General features: G+C 46.1%; 8 protein-coding genes. 1 reads left to right on the forward strand and 7 read right to left on the reverse strand.

Annotation, left to right across the window (positions count from 1 at the left end; translation table 11 throughout):
• Positions 1–11: 11 nt before the first annotated feature.
• Entirely contained in the window at positions 12–1,394 is a 1,383-nt protein-coding gene (locus QFZ48_RS29820) for a SusD/RagB family nutrient-binding outer membrane lipoprotein (RefSeq protein ID WP_429065084.1), read from the forward strand.
• Positions 1,395–1,483: 89 nt separating this feature from the next.
• Here QFZ48_RS29820 and QFZ48_RS29825 read toward each other — a convergent pair whose 3' ends face one another.
• The 7 genes from QFZ48_RS29825 to QFZ48_RS29855 form a co-directional block, all read right to left on the reverse strand.
• Positions 1,484–3,061 (reverse strand): hypothetical protein, encoded by a 1,578-nt coding sequence (locus QFZ48_RS29825; protein ID WP_429065086.1) that lies wholly within the window; start codon positions 3,059–3,061, stop codon positions 1,484–1,486.
• A gap of 439 nt (positions 3,062–3,500) precedes the next feature.
• Complete coding sequence (locus QFZ48_RS29830) at positions 3,501–4,055, reverse strand: RNA polymerase sigma factor (RefSeq protein WP_429065087.1); 555 nt, start codon at positions 4,053–4,055, stop codon at positions 3,501–3,503.
• A 65-nt stretch (positions 4,056–4,120) separates the two neighbouring features.
• Complete coding sequence (locus QFZ48_RS29835) at positions 4,121–4,807, reverse strand: hypothetical protein (RefSeq protein ID WP_429047155.1); 687 nt, start codon at positions 4,805–4,807, stop codon at positions 4,121–4,123.
• A gap of 1 nt (position 4,808) precedes the next feature.
• Entirely contained in the window at positions 4,809–10,697 is a 5,889-nt protein-coding gene (locus tag QFZ48_RS29840; protein WP_429065089.1) for a DUF6443 domain-containing protein, read from the reverse strand.
• A 19-nt stretch (positions 10,698–10,716) separates the two neighbouring features.
• On the reverse strand, positions 10,717–13,920 hold the full coding sequence (locus tag QFZ48_RS29845; protein WP_429047152.1) for a hypothetical protein: 3,204 nt from the start codon (positions 13,918–13,920) through the stop codon (positions 10,717–10,719).
• A 19-nt stretch (positions 13,921–13,939) separates the two neighbouring features.
• Positions 13,940–15,349, reverse strand: coding sequence for a hypothetical protein (locus QFZ48_RS29850; protein WP_429065090.1), 1,410 nt, complete (start codon positions 15,347–15,349; stop codon positions 13,940–13,942).
• A 297-nt stretch (positions 15,350–15,646) separates the two neighbouring features.
• Positions 15,647–17,740 carry a molybdopterin cofactor-binding domain-containing protein gene (locus QFZ48_RS29855; protein WP_429047149.1) on the reverse strand — a complete coding sequence of 698 codons (2,094 nt, stop codon included), beginning with the start codon at positions 17,738–17,740 and terminating at the stop codon, positions 15,647–15,649.
• Positions 17,741–17,752: the final 12 nt, after the last annotated feature.

Consider the following 17,752-nt stretch of genomic DNA (forward strand, 5'->3'; position numbering starts at 1 on the left):
AATTTATCAACATGAAAAAGTCTCTTTATATACTGCTGCTCACCGGTCTTTGTTTACAGGGATGTAAAAAATTCCTGGATATAAACACCGATCCCAATAATCCGATAGATGTGCAGGAATCACTGATCCTGGCGCCGGCGGAACTGAACATTTCTGACAATATCCATGGCGGCAATGCGGGAATCATTATACAGAACTATGTGCAGAACATAGCCGCCAACCAGCTGAATCCTTATGTGGGCAGTTACCAGCTGTTTAATATTGATATGGATGGCGACTGGTCCAACTTCTACGTCACCTCACTCAACAACCTGATCACGTTGAATAAAAAGGCGGAAGCGAATAACAACTGGAACTATGCGGCCATTGCCAAAATACTTACGGCTTACACCCTCGGCACTGCCACCGATTTCTGGGGAGATATTCCTTATTCTAAAGCGTTTGTCAGCGGCGTTTTCACAGTACCTTACGATAAACAGGAAGATATTTACAAAAGTATCCAGTCATTGCTCACCGATGCCATAGCCAACATCGACAAAAACAGCAGTCCAAAGAGCCCAACAGGTGACGACTACTTCTACAACGGCAATATGAACGCCTGGCGCAAGCTCGCATGGTCGCTGAAAGCGAGGTATTATATACATCTCACCAAAGCACCCGGATACACCGCCAAGGTACAGGCCGAAAGCGCAATAGCTGCTTTAAAGCAAGGCATGACATCCAACAACGATGATCTTAAGTTCACCTACTCCGGTGCGGCAGGATCGGAAAACATCTGGTACCTCACCTTTACACCGGTAACTACCTACGTGATGAATGCCACACTGATCGATACCTTACGCAACCGGAATGATCCGCGGCTGCCGAAGATGATTGCTCCTGCCACGGCAACAGGACTGTTTACCGGCAGAAAGATCGGTACGCCCACAGGAGACCTGGCTAAGTACTCTTACCCCGCTGCATTTTATGGCGCCAAAGCATCGTCCAATTACATCTTCAATTATTCTGAAGCACTATTCATACAGGCAGAAGCCCTGCTGATCACCAGCGGTTATGCCGCTGCGCAGCCGGTATATGTAAATGCGATCAATTCCCATCTGTCTAAACTCGGGATTGATACTGCCAGCGCTGCGGCCACTGCTTATGTAAACCGCCGCAAACTAACCGCCGGAAATGCGCTACAGCTGATCATGGAGGAAAAAGCAGTAGCTAATATCTTCAACTTTGAAACGTATAACGACTGGAGAAGAACGGGTTTTCCAAAATTGCAGAAAGTAGATGGGGCATTGATAGATATCCCCCGCAGGTTGTTATATCCGCAAAACGAGATATTAACGAATGCACAACCACAACAAACAGCTATCCAGAGTACAAAGGTTTGGTGGGATAATTAAGAGAAGAAAAGTAAAACAGTAATACGGGGCGTCTCAAAAGTATTTGAGCTGCCCCTTTTTTTTAAAACAAAAGCTGGTGTGGCCACCTCTTATTTTTTTCGGACCTTTTTCCCGGTTGCGCCACCTTTTCCGGATGATGCTGCCGCCGGCTTTTCTTGCGTTGCCCAAAATTGATTGATACCGTCTACCATGGTAGCAATAATGCGTTGCCCTTCTTTCAGCCGTTCCAGGGTATCCAATACAGCTGCCCTGCTATCACCCAGTGGGATCTTTGCAAAAGCCCGCAGGTCAAAACGTAACTCTTCTAATCTGTCAGTGCTGCTTCTCAGGAAACTGAGTTCGTCTTTCAAAATGGAATCGTCCCCTTTTATAATGGTATTTAATAAATTCTCTAAGGCTTGGTTTAATGCCTGTACTTCAACGGCATTCCCAGCCAGGGTTTGGCTTTCATATTCCCTGTCCAACGCCTGTTTTTGTTCTTTCGCTACTCTTTTCCTTTCTATATTCTCTGCAGAATTTTCCTGTTCCGAGAGTGATTTCATTTTTCTACTATCGCCCAGCCGCCGCTGCAGACGTTCTTCCAGTCCATGCATTAAATGCTGGCAAGCCTTACAGGAAGGTACAATATCACCACTGCCATATTTTATGATCTTGCCATGTGCATCAATTATAGGAACCGTACTGTCGGCATTGAGTGGAGACACCCATCTTTCCGTCATGGATGCATGCTGCATAGTGGTGGGATGCAATTTCACATGGCCTCCATCAATGATAGACCAGATCAGCTTCGGGGCAGCACAGGTACCGGCAAGCCCGGTTTTCACTTCCTCGCTCCCCGTATGTTCTTTTACAATGTTTTTCTCCTCTCCGGTTCCAAAACTATGCGGCCCTATTTCTTTGACGATAATTCCTCTTGCTTCCTCCACATTCATTACGGAGCTCACGTACTGCATCCCCAGTGACTTGGCGATGAGCTCAAAACCGGCCGACTGACCACCGGAGCAGGTAGCAAACACCTGCCCATCCATAATAAGTACACCCAGCATATATCCTTTGTAGGTGTCGTGCTCTTTATCATAACGCAGCAAGTTTCCCAATTTCGTTTTTGCCCCATTATCTTCCTTTTTCACCAGTTCAAACAAGCGTTTCGCTTCCTTATCAATCTCTTTATACAGTGTCTCCGAGCGCTCCTGGCTTTTCTCGCTTTGCGGAATGGTAAAAGGCTTGTCCGGCCTGAGGTCATGAGATCTCAGGTTGGGATAGGGCGTATGTTCCATGAAGATCGTATTCACGTCTTTAGACAACCGGATAATGCAGTCTGTTATGACATCAATTTTTTCACCAGACAAGGATTCCTTTAGTAAAAGCCAGGTTTTGGAGATTGCCAATTTATCACTCAACGCCGGGAACAATACCATCACTTCTTCCACCGCCTGTTCAAAAGTCTGGCCCCGTGAATTCACGGCGCCTTTCATATAACGTTCAATCGCCTGCTTATCACTTCCGTTGTCCAATAACTTGTCAATTTTGAGCTGCATGATCCCCTGTTGTTGTAATACAGGTGGCGTTATAACGGCCGGATAGGCAATTCCACTACGGGGAACCGTTTGATTTGCAGCTGCACGGGAAGCGGCAGGGACAGGTATTTTGAGGAAGCCTGATGACATATGGGATGCATCTATTTATACAAAAAATAATCAATTGCACCTTCATAAACAAAAATTGTTTGCAGATGGGCCACCCGGCAACATTTCACTTTTTCGTTCCCTTAAAAAACCTGCCGATATTATACGATATACTCATAGTAATACAAATGGGACATACCCCGAAGCGGAAAAATGTTAGGGCCACTTTCTTATACCATGGCAGACGAGCGGGAACAACAGGGCAGCTTTTACCATCTCCTTCATATTCCCTTATTCCCCAAATATTGACAGCTGTTTTCATTCTAACTGTTTTTTAATCAACCAAAGAAATGATAAAGGCAAATACCAGTTAATACTAAAGAGACAATACAAAAAATGATTTTTGTTTTTACAGACATAATTAAACTGTTTAAAGGTGATTTCCTATTAATACCCGTTCATAAGATTTATCACCCAAAAACTATATGCTATCTTCTTTTGCCTTCATTTTCCTAACCTGTTGAATGCATTTATATTGCTGATTGGCTGCTGTATGCCTGTTTTTCCAGCCCATTCTTTTCATTAAAACTTCCATAGGCTCCCGGTAAAAAAAGATGGCTTTTAGTATACGCTGGCAATGCCCTGTGATCCTGGATATCCAGGTTTGTACTTTTTCATCTTCGGTTTTCTCCTGGTGTAATTCCGTTGGAAAGTCCGCTGTCGCGCACGGATACAGGGATACATCCTCTACGGGCAATAACCTATTATCCCGGAGATGTTTCAGCCAGAGGTTCCTGGAAATAGCAAAAAGATAAGTTTTCAGGGAAGCCGTAAGTAAGAAATCAGGTTGCCTTACTTTTTGAAGCAATACAATCATTGCTTCCTGAAAAATATCTTCCGCACCCTCATTTTGCCCGTAGTTATTAATAATATATGCGGCAATAGTTGGAAAATAGTATTGATACAATACCTCAAAAGAAGCATTGTCCTCACTTCTGAGCATATTGAGCAATGTGTGGTCTGATATTGTTTGCATACGATGGTGAACTTGGTCCATACTATATACCGGAAGACGCGATTTATCACCCGCAAAGCATAAAATTAACGATAAATGTCATTGCTGGAAAGCTTCGACAGCTTTTTATCCTTTTGTATCTTTTCCCTTATCTGCTCCAGATAGGCCGCCCGGTTCGTTACCATTTCATTCAACCGTTGCTCCCAGGCAGCAACGTCCCCGAACCAGGCCGACAGCGTATTGGCAGGCACGGCTGCTGCTTGCTGACGGATACTTCTCAGGCTTTCCCGGACCTGTGCCTCATCGTCGACATAAAGCGCCACATGCAATTTTATCAGGTGAAAACCTATCAGATATTTAATTCGCGCTTTCACCTCGATCCATTCCATAAAATAATCAATCATTCTGTAAATCGCTTCCTGTGTTATATCCCGATCAAAAGGAATACTGAATTGTGTAAGTACACCATCAATTACAGCCGGTAATATAACATCATACTTCTCTTCAGGTATAAACAACTGCCTGTTATCCGTATCCCTTGCCTGTATAACTATCTCTGTACTGCCTGCTTTGCCATCCGCTTTTACGTCGATTAACGGAATGAATACAAAATAGGGCGCATAACGCTTCCAACCGGGAATTTTATTTATTTGTATCCCTATAACCAATGGCCCCAGTATCTTAAGTAATCGTGTACTGCCATACATCGACAGACCAGGCAATACTTTCAGCCATTCCTGCGCAATCATTTTACCCGACACATTTTCCGTCATTTTACTTATTTGGTTTAATAATTGTTGATGATGAGCCCGTAAATTCATTACGGTATCTTATCATTTGGGGGGAATTATTCAACATAGCCGGTGTTTTATCCGGATACCCAAATTTAAAATCGTATATCATATTATTTTGCGGGTCCCATAAATCCAGGAATCCCGCCCTGCCATCATTAAAATACTCTCTATACCGGAAACCCCTTGATCCGTCAATACGCTCAAACTGATCCAGAAGTGTAGTCACATAAGAGTGTTTCTCCGTCCCCGCGAATCTTCCTGTCCCGCCTACCATTCTTTCTGCCTCGTCGGCGCCAAACTGTATCAGTTCTGTATTGGTCAGGCCCTTTGGAATTAAATGTTCATTTCCGTTTACGACCACCCGTACAGTAGCTTTTTCTGCCAGCTTCACAGCCTGCCCGGAAATTTCCTTTACCAGGACTTTCTCCGCTACCTTCATCGTCACCTTCGCGACACCCTTGGCAGCCCCTTTAAACAAGGATTCTCCCGCCAGGTCGGTGGCTGCGTATAATACGCCAGTAATATAGTTTCCTTTTTTAAACTCTTTAGCGGCGTCAACGAAAGGTACAAATCCTTCCACAATCTCCTGCGCAAAATCTACTGCTTTTACAAAAGGCCTACTTGCAGGGATGGCTTTATCCATCATAAAGTTAAAGTAAGCCTGCAGCTTCGGATCCACACCATGATCGCCCTTGTCCCGCCCCGGGACGTTCAATCCCCTCGCTATATAATTGGCCACCATTTGACTCATTCTGTTACGTGGCCCCGGGCCATCAACAGGCGACATCCCGTCCGGATCAATGAACCTGATTGGGTTATCAAAAGCGTAGTTATAAGGCGACCACCTCCTCATTTCATCTGCCCGGGGATCCGGGGTAAACCATCTGCCAATCTGCGGGTCATACATGCGTGCCTCAAAATCCAGCCACTGCAGCCCTTCCCCGTCACTAAACTCACGGCTTTGCAACTCCTTACCACCAAACTGAAAATCGTTAGGCTGCTTACCAAATGCCTTACTGCAGATACCTTCCAGCCTTCCTCCAAAAGGATAGTAATGCGTTTCCTCCAGGATCGCACTGCGTTGCTGCGTTACCTGGAAATTGTCAAAGTATACCTCTTCCTCCGTCTCATTACTGTAATAGATATAGGCATATCCGTTCTTATTTACATTAATGGCATTGGACAGGGATTTATCAATCGTCTGTTTAACTTTGTTGCTGATATAACCTACCGGGAAAACTTTGCTGTTTACCTTATCAAACTGCAGCTGTTCATTAAAGAATATAACGTTCAGGTATGCTTTCGGCGCCTGGTTGGTACCGCTGGTGGCAGGGCTGGTATTCAGGAGATTGGCCAGGTCAGCATTGCCGGAGAGTCCTCCGGTAATAGCTGATACATTACCCTTGATGAGTTCAGAAGGCACAGCACTGGCGGTAAGGGCATTCAACAGGCTGGCAACAATACTTTGCGCACCGTTCGCGCCGGTATTATTAGCATTGGGTACATCATACCAGTAGTCTACCTTTACATGCAACCTGTCACCACTCATGACCTTCAGCAGCTTAGCCCCGCCTATGGCACCGGCGCTCTTTTTTACAAGCATACCGTAATCATTGACCGTGCCCGGAGCTACCGGGTTATTGGCTTTATAAGCCGAAGGCCATGTTGTCCGGCTACCGGCAACAGCGATGCTGTTACCATTGCGATTCTCATAATTACTATCCTGTGTTATGACTTCAGGGCTACCCGACGCTCCTTCAAATGATAATGCAGGATAAGCATCCGTCTGTACCTCCTCTGTCAGTACCATCCTGACATTGCCCAGGTAGTCTTTTAGGAGGTAGTCAAAATCATACCTGCCAGGGTTGCTGCCTATACCTTTCGTGAAACGGATACGGCCTTCTTCATGCTGGAAGTATTTCAGCTGGTCATCTTCATATACCGCATTGTCCAGATACTGGAAAACCTTCACCGGCTTGCCGGTTTCATTTATCTTCTTTGTCAGCTTGTTTCCCGAGGCATCATAGATATACTCTATGGTGCCTTTGGATGTTCCGTCACTTTTAAGCAACGTGATAATCCGGGGAAGGTTCAGGTGATTATAAACGATACTGCTGATTCGTTTATTCTTATCCGTTAGCAGGTTGCCATTAGCGTTATAAGAATAATCATCGTTGCTACGGTTGATATCTGTGAAATCACCCAGCTTATTGTTGGTAAGACCGATGGACGCATCCTCTGTTACCGCCAGTAACTGGTTACTGGTTCCGCCGGCAGTATAGGTATAGCGCATTTTATCCAGCGGCGCGGAAGTTCCCAGCTTTAGTCCGTTCTGGAAAAGACTCAGCAGGTTACCGTTTGCGTCGTACCCGATCTTATTACCGTGTTCAGGCGCCCCATATACGCTAAAATCAACACTGGCAGCAGACCATCCGCTATTGTCCTGATTCTGGGTAAAATCGGCCTTATTGAGCCGGTCCAGGTTATCATAGAGGTAGTCATACTTACGGAGTATCCCGTCTCCTTTGCTTTTCCATACCACTCCGCCAATACTGCCATTGAACCTGGCTGCCTGGTAAGCCGTACCTGGGATACCCGCATCGGTTTTATCATATCCGATCACCATACCAAAATAGTGGACACCATTACCTTTTACATAGTCGCCGTTGATACCGCTTACCCACCCCCTTACATTATAGGTATAGTCAACTGTTTCCAGGGTTCCGTTGTTAGCGCCCAGCTTCTTGCGCAACGGTTCACCCAGTTTATTGTATTCGTAAGTAACGATCGACTGTTCCGGTTTGTCGGCTGCCAGTGTGGAAGATATTTTCTTACGCACGCTCAGTAACCCCACATGATTGTACGTATTACGGGTGAGCACTTCATGAACCTGGGCATTAGCGCCCGCTTTCTCCTGTTTGAGATAACTTGCATTTATCCTTCCTGCAAAATCATATTGGGTAGTAATGATATCTGTCCCACCCGTTTGCTGTTTGGTCTGCGACTGAACCAGTTGTTGCCTGGAATTATAGAAATTCACACTCAACACAGCGGTATTCCCATCGTCCAGTATCAGGTTTTTCACACCAGTAGATAAACCTCTTGTTTGCGTGCCCTGTGCAATGGACTGCGGATAAGGGTAAACCGTATTGGAAGCAGCCGGCAACTTGCTGTCGTAGCTGTTATTCTTTATTGAACTGATACCCTGTGTGCTGCACCAGTCGTAGTCATCATAATAGCTGGCTGTAAGAAAAGGCGGATTTAAAACTGACGGAAAACTGAGACTGGTAGTATAACCATGTGCGGTACCAACATCTCTTTTTTCTGCACGGCTAAGTGTGGCGGTACTGGCGTCCACAAAGCTTTTCATCTGTGCTAAACCAATATGGGTAGCGTCCGAGTAAAAGCCCGTCATCACCACCCTGTCCAGGCCATCATACTTGGTAAAGATCCATTTGTTGGTCTTCCGCAATTCCCCGCTCTGCGTTAATACCACCCGTCCCCACTGGTCATACACCGTGAATACCGGGGTGGCGCCCGGTGTCCTTTTGGAAATTGTTCTTCCCTGTACATCGTAAGTATACTCAAAACAATACTGTGTAATCAGATTTGCTACAGCGGCGGGATTCCAGGTGGCATTCCTGATCAGTAACTCCACCCCGGCAGGCTGCATAACCATTACCAGGTTTTTGTAATCATCATAAACATAATAAGTACATAACCATCCTGTGTGATTTACACCCGGAGCATCCGCCAGCTGCACTTTTTTCAGTACCAGGTTATTGTTTTTATCAATGTACTCCACTACCTGTTTTCCGTTCTCATTGGTCGTAACGGATTTATAAAGTGTACCACCGGGATAGGCATTAGGCGAAGTATAAGTACCATCTGTATTTATATTCCAGATCCTGACTTCATCGGCGGCAGTATTGGTGAGAAATTGTACACCGACCCCCCTGTTACTGCCAGACCAACTGGCGCCCGGCGCCGTAGTTTTAATAATCCTGTTAAGCGGAGATGCTTCATAGCTCATTTTTTCCAGGAATGCGGATTCCCCGGGAAACTGGGCCGCATTAAAGCTCTGTTGTTCCGTGAGCGGATTGATTTTATAGTTGCCATCAGAGCCGGCCGATACATACGGCATATACTTGTTGCTCTCCCTGCCATATGCATCGTATTCCAGCGGTTGTACCAGATCAGCCGGAGCTGCGCTGCCGCTCTGCTGTTTAGACACTTTCTGGATCAACCTGCCCAGGCCATCAAAGTATTCGGTTACCTGCTGCACGTCTTCAGGACTTGCCTGGGCATCTGCCACCGCCTTATCCACAATAAGGGGTTTGAAGAAGCTACGGGTGCGGATATAGTTCATATTAAGCGCATCAGGGGGAGCCTGCTGCACCACAATAGTTACTACATTGCTCAGAGATATTTCAGTCGCACAACTTACCACACGCCTGTAAGAAGTAGTGGCAGTGAGTATGCCAGGATCAAAATTTATTGTAGTAGCGCCTGTAATATTGGTAAATGTTGACGCATTGGGGGAAGACTGCCACTGGTAACTATAAGCACCATTACAGTTTCCTCCGCCGGCGGTAGTACCGGAGATATTACCGGCAGGCGTTCCGCCGGGTATATTTAATACCGGCGCTGATATACTGCCACCCTGCAATGCAGGCGCAACGACAATCTTCACTGTATTTGCACTCACTACGTCGGTACCGCAGATTGTCTGACGATAAAAAAAGGTGGTGGCAGTCAGCGGGCCAGGGGTATAACTCTCGCCTGTGGCGCCATTGATCACTTCAAAATAAGTATCATCCGGACTCCTGATCCATTTATACACGTAAGCGCCGTCACAGCTTCCTCCTGTGGAAGGTGTTCCCTGTATGATACCCGGGCTGGTGTTATAGAGGACCTGTGTATTTGTTGCCTGAAGAGAACCGGCAGATAAATACGGAAATACTTTCACCAAAGCGTTATTGGTAAACCCTATTGTGCTACCGCAGGTTACCCTTCTTCTGAAATAGGTGTTGACAGTAAGGTCCGACGTCCACTGAAATACCAGGGACAGGCCATTGGCGCCGCTGATATCGGTGAAATTAGTTCCGTTCGTACTGGACTGCCACTGGTAAACATAATTACCGCTGCAATCCCCACCTGATGCAGCAGGTCCCGTAATGGTGGCGGGGGCCTGGTAGTACACAATGTTTTGTGAGGCCGGCCCTATACTGCCAGCTGCCAGTGGAGCGGTAACATAAACAGTAGCCACATTAGAGTATCCTTCCGTACTTCCTGAAATGGTTCTCCTCCTGTAGGAAGTGGTATTTGTAAGTGCAGCGGAGAAGGACAAATTAACCCCGGTAGCGCCGCCGACATCCGTCCAGTTAGTGTTATCTGAAGAAGATTGCCACTGATAAGCAAACGAAGGATTACAGGTACCGCCTTTACCAGGTGCACAGCTGATCGTAGCCGGCACAGTATTGTAGGCGATCTGTTGTGTGGTAGCCGACGTAATATTACCCGGTACAAACGGTGATACGACCGTTACTGTAAGACTCGCATTTCTACCACTTAACTGGCAAGTCACCGTAGCTGTTCCGGGATTCCCCCAGGTGATCTGGATAGAAGGTAATGGTGTGCCGGACCGGCAGGTTCCGTTACTGCCCGTAATGATCCCATTGTCTGAGCACCATAACATATTGGTCGTAACCGACCAGTCGCCCGCTATCGCATAATTATTGGAGGAACCGGATATTACACAGGTAGGGCCGGATATAGTAAATTGTGAAAAGCCTTTTAAAGAAAAAAGGGAGTAACAGATTATTAGCAGCACCCTGACTACGAACCTGTGATGGAAAAATCGTTTCATACCAGTGTCGTTAAATGAGTTAATAGTTTTTATAGTTGTAGTCGACTGTCTTCTGGATATTCCGGTCTTCGTCCCTGATTATTTTCAATCTCAGCAAATCATCATACTCATAATAAGTAACGACATTTCTTTCATCACACTTGGTCAACATGCCAACACCCGGTTTATAAGTATAAGTCCGCATCAGTGCATCAGCAGGGTATAGCCGTACTTCATCCAGTAAAACCGTACTACTGCCGATCGTATAATCAGCCGCATTGGTAGTGGTGATAGAGACAGGTTGTTCCTTGTATACCCATGCGCCGCTGCTGCCGGCAGTTTTCTCCCACCACGATAGTATATATTTCCCCAATGTCCAGGGCATCGGTACATTAAAGGGACCGGTAACGCTTTTGCTACCTGTTTTGCCTTCGTTCTGAAAACCTGTGGTGAGGTCTTCAAAGCTGGTGTGGAAAATGCTTCTATGAATACGGGCTTCGTTATAATTAATCTTGATATCCACCCTGGTAGTGGTCGCCGTTACACCGGTCCAGTTCACCGAAAAATAATAAGAGTCAGTTCCTTCAGGTAACTGCGCGGTTTCGGTATAGGTATTGGCGCTGTAATAAGTACCGGTATGAACCGTTCCGTTACTGCTTCGCAGGTTTACGGTAATCATCCCACTCGGATTGGTACCTTCCATTATTACTTTAACAGTATAGGTTACGGGTTGACCGACATTGGTTTTGAAGGGGGTAAAGCTAACTGATGCCGGCGATGCGCTCAGGTCCAGAAACTGGCCTACCGCCTGGCTCCTGGGTATCATTTCATTGACAGGCTGCAGTGGCGCATTGTTAACTTCTGCAATGGGATAAGTATCGTCATATCCCCATATGTAGGAAACAGGTTTCCCTCCATTTTTAGAGAAGGACGCCACCTTTCCATTCTCCAGGTAACCGTTATATCTCATTTCGAGTTGAAGGCTCCCAAGAGGTCCTTTCTGAATAAATTCCTCATATGGTTTGATTACTTTCCCGTTATTGAGCCAGTCTTTATACGTCCTGCTTTTTTTTGTCAGCAAAACATTATCCTTGAGATAATCTTCATCGATCACCGCACCTATCATGTTCCTGCTTAGCATAGTGGCATAAACGCCACCCAACAGGGATGCTTTTTCCTGCACATAGTGATTGGTTGTTTGGATCGTATTGTTCTTGCTATCGGTACTGACAATCCGTGTCGGGAGACAATTGCCCGTCTGATCATAATAGTATTGGGTGGTACTGATCACCGGATTAGTACCATTCTGATCATAGTGATATACCGTTTGAAGACTTGGCCGGATCCACTCCGTAGTTATATCATAAGGAAAATCTTCACACTTGTCATAAGCAAAACGCCTTACATGCATCACTTTGGCATTAGCGGAGGAATATTCGTTATGAACGCGGTTCAGCAGTACATAGGCGCCATTTACCTTACTATACGTATATTCGTCATTCAGATTTCCGTTTCTGGCTGATATATTCAGGGGCACCGGAACAGGAAATATTCCCGAATAATAATTGGTGGGCGGAGGCACAACATTTTCGAAGTAAGCCTCCCTTTTGCCATTCTGCCCATTCTCACCAAAATATGTAACCACTTTATCATATCCGAGCATAGCACCATTCACCGTTTCACTCATGGTTGAATAGTTAGCTGAAACAACGAGTTTGCGCCGCACAGATCCGTAAACAGTACTCTGGTAGGAACAACAGGAGCCGGCTGGTACGATAACAGACGTAGTCAGATCTGTGGAGAAGAATTCATATTCATCTCCCATGAGTTTGCCGCCGGTATACTCAAAATTTCGGACATCCAGTTTATTGGCCGGGTCCAGGGCATAGATTTGCCGGATGCGTAATCCTTTCGGGCCAGGCATGAGGCTACCGGCTTCATTTGGTTCGAACTCGAAATGGGTACTGCCACCTGTAGGATAAACGATAGACTGTATAATACCGTTGCTTCCCATAAATCCTCCGTGGGAAGATTTATCATCCACATAGTCGCTGATATAATAAAATGAGTAGGGTTTAAATGCAGCTGTCTGCGTTTTTTCATTAATGCTCCGTAGCCGCAGGCGGGTAGAAATAGCCGGAGGAGCAGTACTGCCGGAGCTGAAGTAATCATAACCCATCTGAAAAGATTTCAGATAAACGTCTGCCCCGGAAACCTTCATGTAAATATCGATCTTGTCCAGTTTTTTACCCGGGGGTAACCCTGGTCCCACCCGTAGGTCGGTTCTGTTACTGGTATTGAGCACTATCTTTCCTGTCGGATAATCTACCTGGGTCAATACCACATCATCTGACAAAATACTGGTGTTTGAGTAGCTGTAAAACGTTCCTGGTTCAACCGATCCCGGCGCGCAGCAACCGCTGCCCAGCTCGGGCGGATATATAGATACCAGCGACGATTTGACCGATGAAGAAGTTGCCCTTAATACTTTAGTATTCAGCGGTGTTTGATAGGTATAGTTTATCCTGGAGTTATCCGGTAAAATGATGGAGGAGATATACCAACTGGAAATGTAGGTTTCTGATTTATCCTTATCAGGCCCATCGGCTGATGGGCTAACTGTACGTTCCGTAGTCATTTCAGTTTTGGAAAATACATATTTCACACCGTCATCGGTCGTAAGATTCCAGGCAGAATTGAGCATATCGTATTCAAAACGTATATTCTCCTGCGTAAAAGAGCGGACTATAAACGGTTGTCCGCCTGTTCCGACGTCCAGCACAAACTTCCCCGTATAACCGTTGAAGTTATAATAGAACATGTCAGGCTCCTGATCTATATCCTCATGACATAAATTAGGAAAACCAGGAGGGAAAGTATTCTTCCTGAAATACCCCCATTGGGAAAAATCATCCAGCTGACGTTTGGATCTGGTGATCACCCCACCGATGTTCAATGCCCAACCCAGGCCAACCCAGGACGCCTCATCAGAAGTCCTGAATCCTCTCCCGTGGTAAGTTATTGAAACCGGCATATTAAAGTCTCCGGTACTGATGGTGTGAAGCGGTATACTTATTTCTGGCACGCCGCTATACTCACTGACCGGCACTTGTCCATAGATCCCAAGGCTGGCAGCATTCGGTCCGGGAGGAACATAAGATTTTAATGATTGGGCTATCAGCGTGATTTGAAAAAAGGTACAAAGGAAGAGGGCCTGGCAAAGGCTTCTTGATAGTAATTTCATAGCATAAGAATAATGGGTTCTATAAACAGTAACCTACTCTGAATTTAAATGGCGTGGTGACAGGTGCCCGGTATCTGTACAGAAAATCATAAAGCAGCTTTATTTCATAGCTCTTAAATAGTCCGGACCCAATATTTAGTTTTTTAGTTAATCCAAGCAAGGCGCTCTGTTTCCAGTCAGACACCTGCCGCAAACTCCGCAGCATATGAAACGGCTGCTGGTAATTAAATTCCCAGCCTCCTGAAATCCAGATGCTTCCTTTAAGTTTTATATCTGTGAATGTGCGCAGCGATAAGCCCTGCCCTGTAATATTGATATCCTGAAATCCTTTTCCCCAGCCGATCTTCCCACTCGATCCCAAACCGGCTGTGCTACGTTCATTAAACCGGTAGCCAACAGAAAGGCCAAGGTCTGTCGTTGCCGGAAAGAAGTTGTCAGCACGTACAGTTTGTATATTGGTGGAGTATTCTAACCTTTCACGGAAAGATTTCCTGCGCTTAAAGCCAGCATGGACGCCTGTCAAACCAGGATCCTCTTTTTTGAGATCTGTCAGTTTCTGCAGATCTGATAACATACCGTCCACCTGGCCAGCGCCGGATGGAAGGCTTTCCTGTATCCTTGATTGTACATTACTGGCCGAACCGGTACTTTGCGCTATAATTTGATTGAGCACATCCCTTGTTTGCAGATTAGCGGCGTTTGCAGCATTACCCTGGCTACTCCCCAGCTGAAAGATACTGCCCAGGTCTGAGTTACTGTTGAAGAAAGTACGGAAATCCGGATTACCTGCTAACAGGCCGGTGATCTTGCTTTCCAGCTTGGAAGGGTTCTCCCATATCTCTTTGCAGGCACTTATTTTTGAACGGTAACCTGCTATCTGTTCCTGCATTTTCCGAAATCCCTTATAGCGTCCCAGTTCTCCTATCTTATCCAATAACTGCTGCTGTCTCTCCATTAATAGCCGGCTGATATCATTGGTTTCATTAAATTTTTGCTGCAGTTCATTATATTGGGAAAGCAATTGCTGGTACTGTTTCTGCCCCTGTACCGATTGCAGTAACTTTTGCCGGGAAAGAAATTTCATAGCAGTTTTCAGAGAATCCAGTTTGCTGCTGTATACGTCAGAGAAAGCCTGTGCAGGGAGTTGCATCCCGGAACTTATCCTTTTCTGCAGTCCGTCATAAAAGGCTGCTGTTGATAACAGCGATCCATTATTTAATAAAGTGTCTTTCCTCTTTACTTTATTCAATAATCTATCTTCCTGCATCCGGAGCTTTTGCAGGCTCCTTTTCGTTGCCAGTAGTAATTTGTCCTGCGTTTGGGAGGTGGTACCATTTAATTTAACAAGCCATTCATCAGCTAACAGGGACTTTTTCTCTTTATAGGCTAAACTGTCAGATTGAGCGAATGACTGGATACACATAAGCATGCAGCATCCAATCATGAAAACTGAAGATTTCACGGGAACGGGTTATTGTAGTGACGTAAAAAAAATGCGATAAAGGGCTCTCCTCTGTTGATTAATATGCTACTCTGGGAAACTAATTAGATTTGGTCTATCTGTCGGGTCGGATAACTAACATTAAATGATTCTCATAACAACTCTTAGTACACGATCAAATATAAATATTATATTCTTTAAAAATAAAATTATTTTTTGATCTAATTCAAAAAGAGGAGTTCTCTGTTGACAATGATAGTGGATATTCAATGCCTGTGATTATTTTCAGGTTTTTAATGTCATTCCATGCGGCAGTAATGGCAGCGTATTCAGCTTAACACCGGTAACATCCGCAATCGCGTTACGGATGGCAGGCGCAACACCAACAATCGGAGCTTCACCCGCTCCTGCAGATGGAATGTCCTTTCTGTCAACAAGCACGATGTCCAGTTCCGGAATATCTCCAAACCTGGGCACCCGGTAGCTGGAAAGCGATGGGTTTAAAATGCGGCCATCCTTAAAGTCCACGGCTTCAAATAAAGCGCCACCAAGTCCCTGCAACACACAACCCATCACCTGATTTTCCAGGTGCATGGGATTCACAATGGCGCCACACTCAAAAGCCACCACAAGACGGAGCAACTGCAACTGCCCGTTGGATTTATTATAGGCTACTTCCGCGCAGGTTCCTACATAGGCGTTTTTTACAAATCCACACGCCATACCGTAACCACGACCAGCTTCCTTTTGCCTTGTCCAGCCAAATTTGGATGCTGCGGCCAGTAACACTTGTTTTAATCGTTCATCTTTTAAATTATTAAGCCGGAACCGGAATGGATCCTGTTTTAATTGCCGGGCCAGGTCGTCCATTACGCTTTCTATGGAAAAGACGTTGGCCGTGGCAGCAAGACCCCTGTAAGAGCCTTGTTTCAATGGCGTATCAGATGGATGGTATTGGATGTGCTTGTGTGCCACTTCATAAGGGACTTCAATACCCGCACCGCCGGAGTTGTAATTATGAAACTCCCAGGATGCCAAAAGTCCTTCGTTGCTGGCGCCGGCAACAACTTCTACGAGTCCGGCCGGTCTGAAATAAGCCCATTTGAATTCTTCTTCACGGGTCCACACTACTTTTACCGGTTTACCTACGGCCCTGGAAAGGCGCGCCGCTTCCACCGCAGCTTCCCCGCTATGTTTTCCGCCATAGGCGGAGCCGGTATCCGGCATCATTACACGGATATGATCTTTCGGAATGGAAAATACTTCCGCCAGTTCTTCCTGCACACCAAAAGGCCGTTGCGTGCCAGTCCATACGCTCAGCTTCCCATTTTCCCACACCGCCAGCGCCGCCCTCGGCTCCAATGGCACATGGGCAATATATTGCACCTCAAAATGTTGTTGTACCTGCACCGGGGCTGCCCCAAAGGCTTTATCAACGGCCTCCCCAGCTTTTCTTTCCTTGTCTTGTGCGTGCGTTTTAAGATAAGTGAAAATTTCCGCCCTGGAAGGCTGCGGGGTAGTTTTCCAGCGGGCCTCTATTCGGGCCAAAGCATTAGTGGCTGTCTGGGGATCAGGGGCAGTTACGCCAATGAAGTTATCTTCTTTAACAACATTTACACCTGGAGAGATCTTTGCCTTTTCTACATCAGCAGCAACCAGGGATGCGCCATAAGACGGCGCACGGAGCATTTTCCCATACACCATGCCTGGCATCACCATATCTGATACATATTGATGCTTTCCTGAAACGAAGCTTTTCGCATTAACCTTTGCCACGGGTGTACCGGCTACGGTCCATTTTTCAGCAGGAGTGAGCTGCACCTGGTCGTTTACGGCTAAGAGCATTTTCTTCCCTTTGGTGAGATCGCCGAAGCTCGCGGTTTTACCGGATGCGGCATGGCTAACCTGGCCGTTTTTAACAGTCACCGTTTGTTGGGCGACGTTCCATTGTTTCGCAGCCATATCCGTGAGCACCTCTTTTAACGAGGCGGCCGCTTTCCGCAACTTCGGTCCCATAGTAGGTGTAGTGAGACTGCCATATGTACCCCGGTCGTAAGGGGTAAGAAGGGTATCGCCCATGATCATTTCAATGCTGGTCACGGGAACAGACAACTCTTCTGCCACCACCTGCGATAAGGAAGTACGAATGTTTTGTCCTACTTCCACTTTGCCGGTGTAAACGGTTACTGTTCCGTTTTCCAGGATGTGCACCCAGGCGGCGATAGCGTCATCGCCGGGAGGAACGAAAGCTGTATGCTTCGATAATGCGTTCAGATCAGAATAGGTAAGGGCAACCGCAATACCGCCGCCCAGCAGTTTCAGAAAATTCCGTCTGTTGATTCCTTCCACAGGAGTTTGCCTTGTGCCTGAATTTTTCATAACCTTGGGTTT

It is taken from the genome of Chitinophaga sp. W2I13, assembly GCF_050434005.1.
Taxonomy (GTDB): domain Bacteria; phylum Bacteroidota; class Bacteroidia; order Chitinophagales; family Chitinophagaceae; genus Chitinophaga.

Bases quoted from the DNA above. Each gene is read 5' to 3' on its own strand.
- QFZ48_RS29825 (WP_429065086.1), bottom strand. From the start codon at position 3,061: ATGTCATCAGGCTTCCTCAAAATACCTGTCCCTGCCGCTTCCCGTGCA.
- QFZ48_RS29845 (WP_429047152.1), bottom strand. From the start codon at position 13,920: ATGAAATTACTATCAAGAAGCCTTTGCCAGGCCCTCTTCCTTTGTACC.
- QFZ48_RS29855 (WP_429047149.1), bottom strand. From the start codon at position 17,740: ATGAAAAATTCAGGCACAAGGCAAACTCCTGTGGAAGGAATCAACAGA.
- QFZ48_RS29840 (WP_429065089.1), bottom strand. From the start codon at position 10,697: ATGAAACGATTTTTCCATCACAGGTTCGTAGTCAGGGTGCTGCTAATA.
- QFZ48_RS29835 (WP_429047155.1), bottom strand. From the start codon at position 4,807: ATGACGGAAAATGTGTCGGGTAAAATGATTGCGCAGGAATGGCTGAAA.
- QFZ48_RS29850 (WP_429065090.1), bottom strand. From the start codon at position 15,349: ATGCTTATGTGTATCCAGTCATTCGCTCAATCTGACAGTTTAGCCTAT.
- QFZ48_RS29830 (WP_429065087.1), bottom strand. From the start codon at position 4,055: ATGCAAACAATATCAGACCACACATTGCTCAATATGCTCAGAAGTGAG.
- QFZ48_RS29820 (WP_429065084.1), top strand. From the start codon at position 12: ATGAAAAAGTCTCTTTATATACTGCTGCTCACCGGTCTTTGTTTACAG.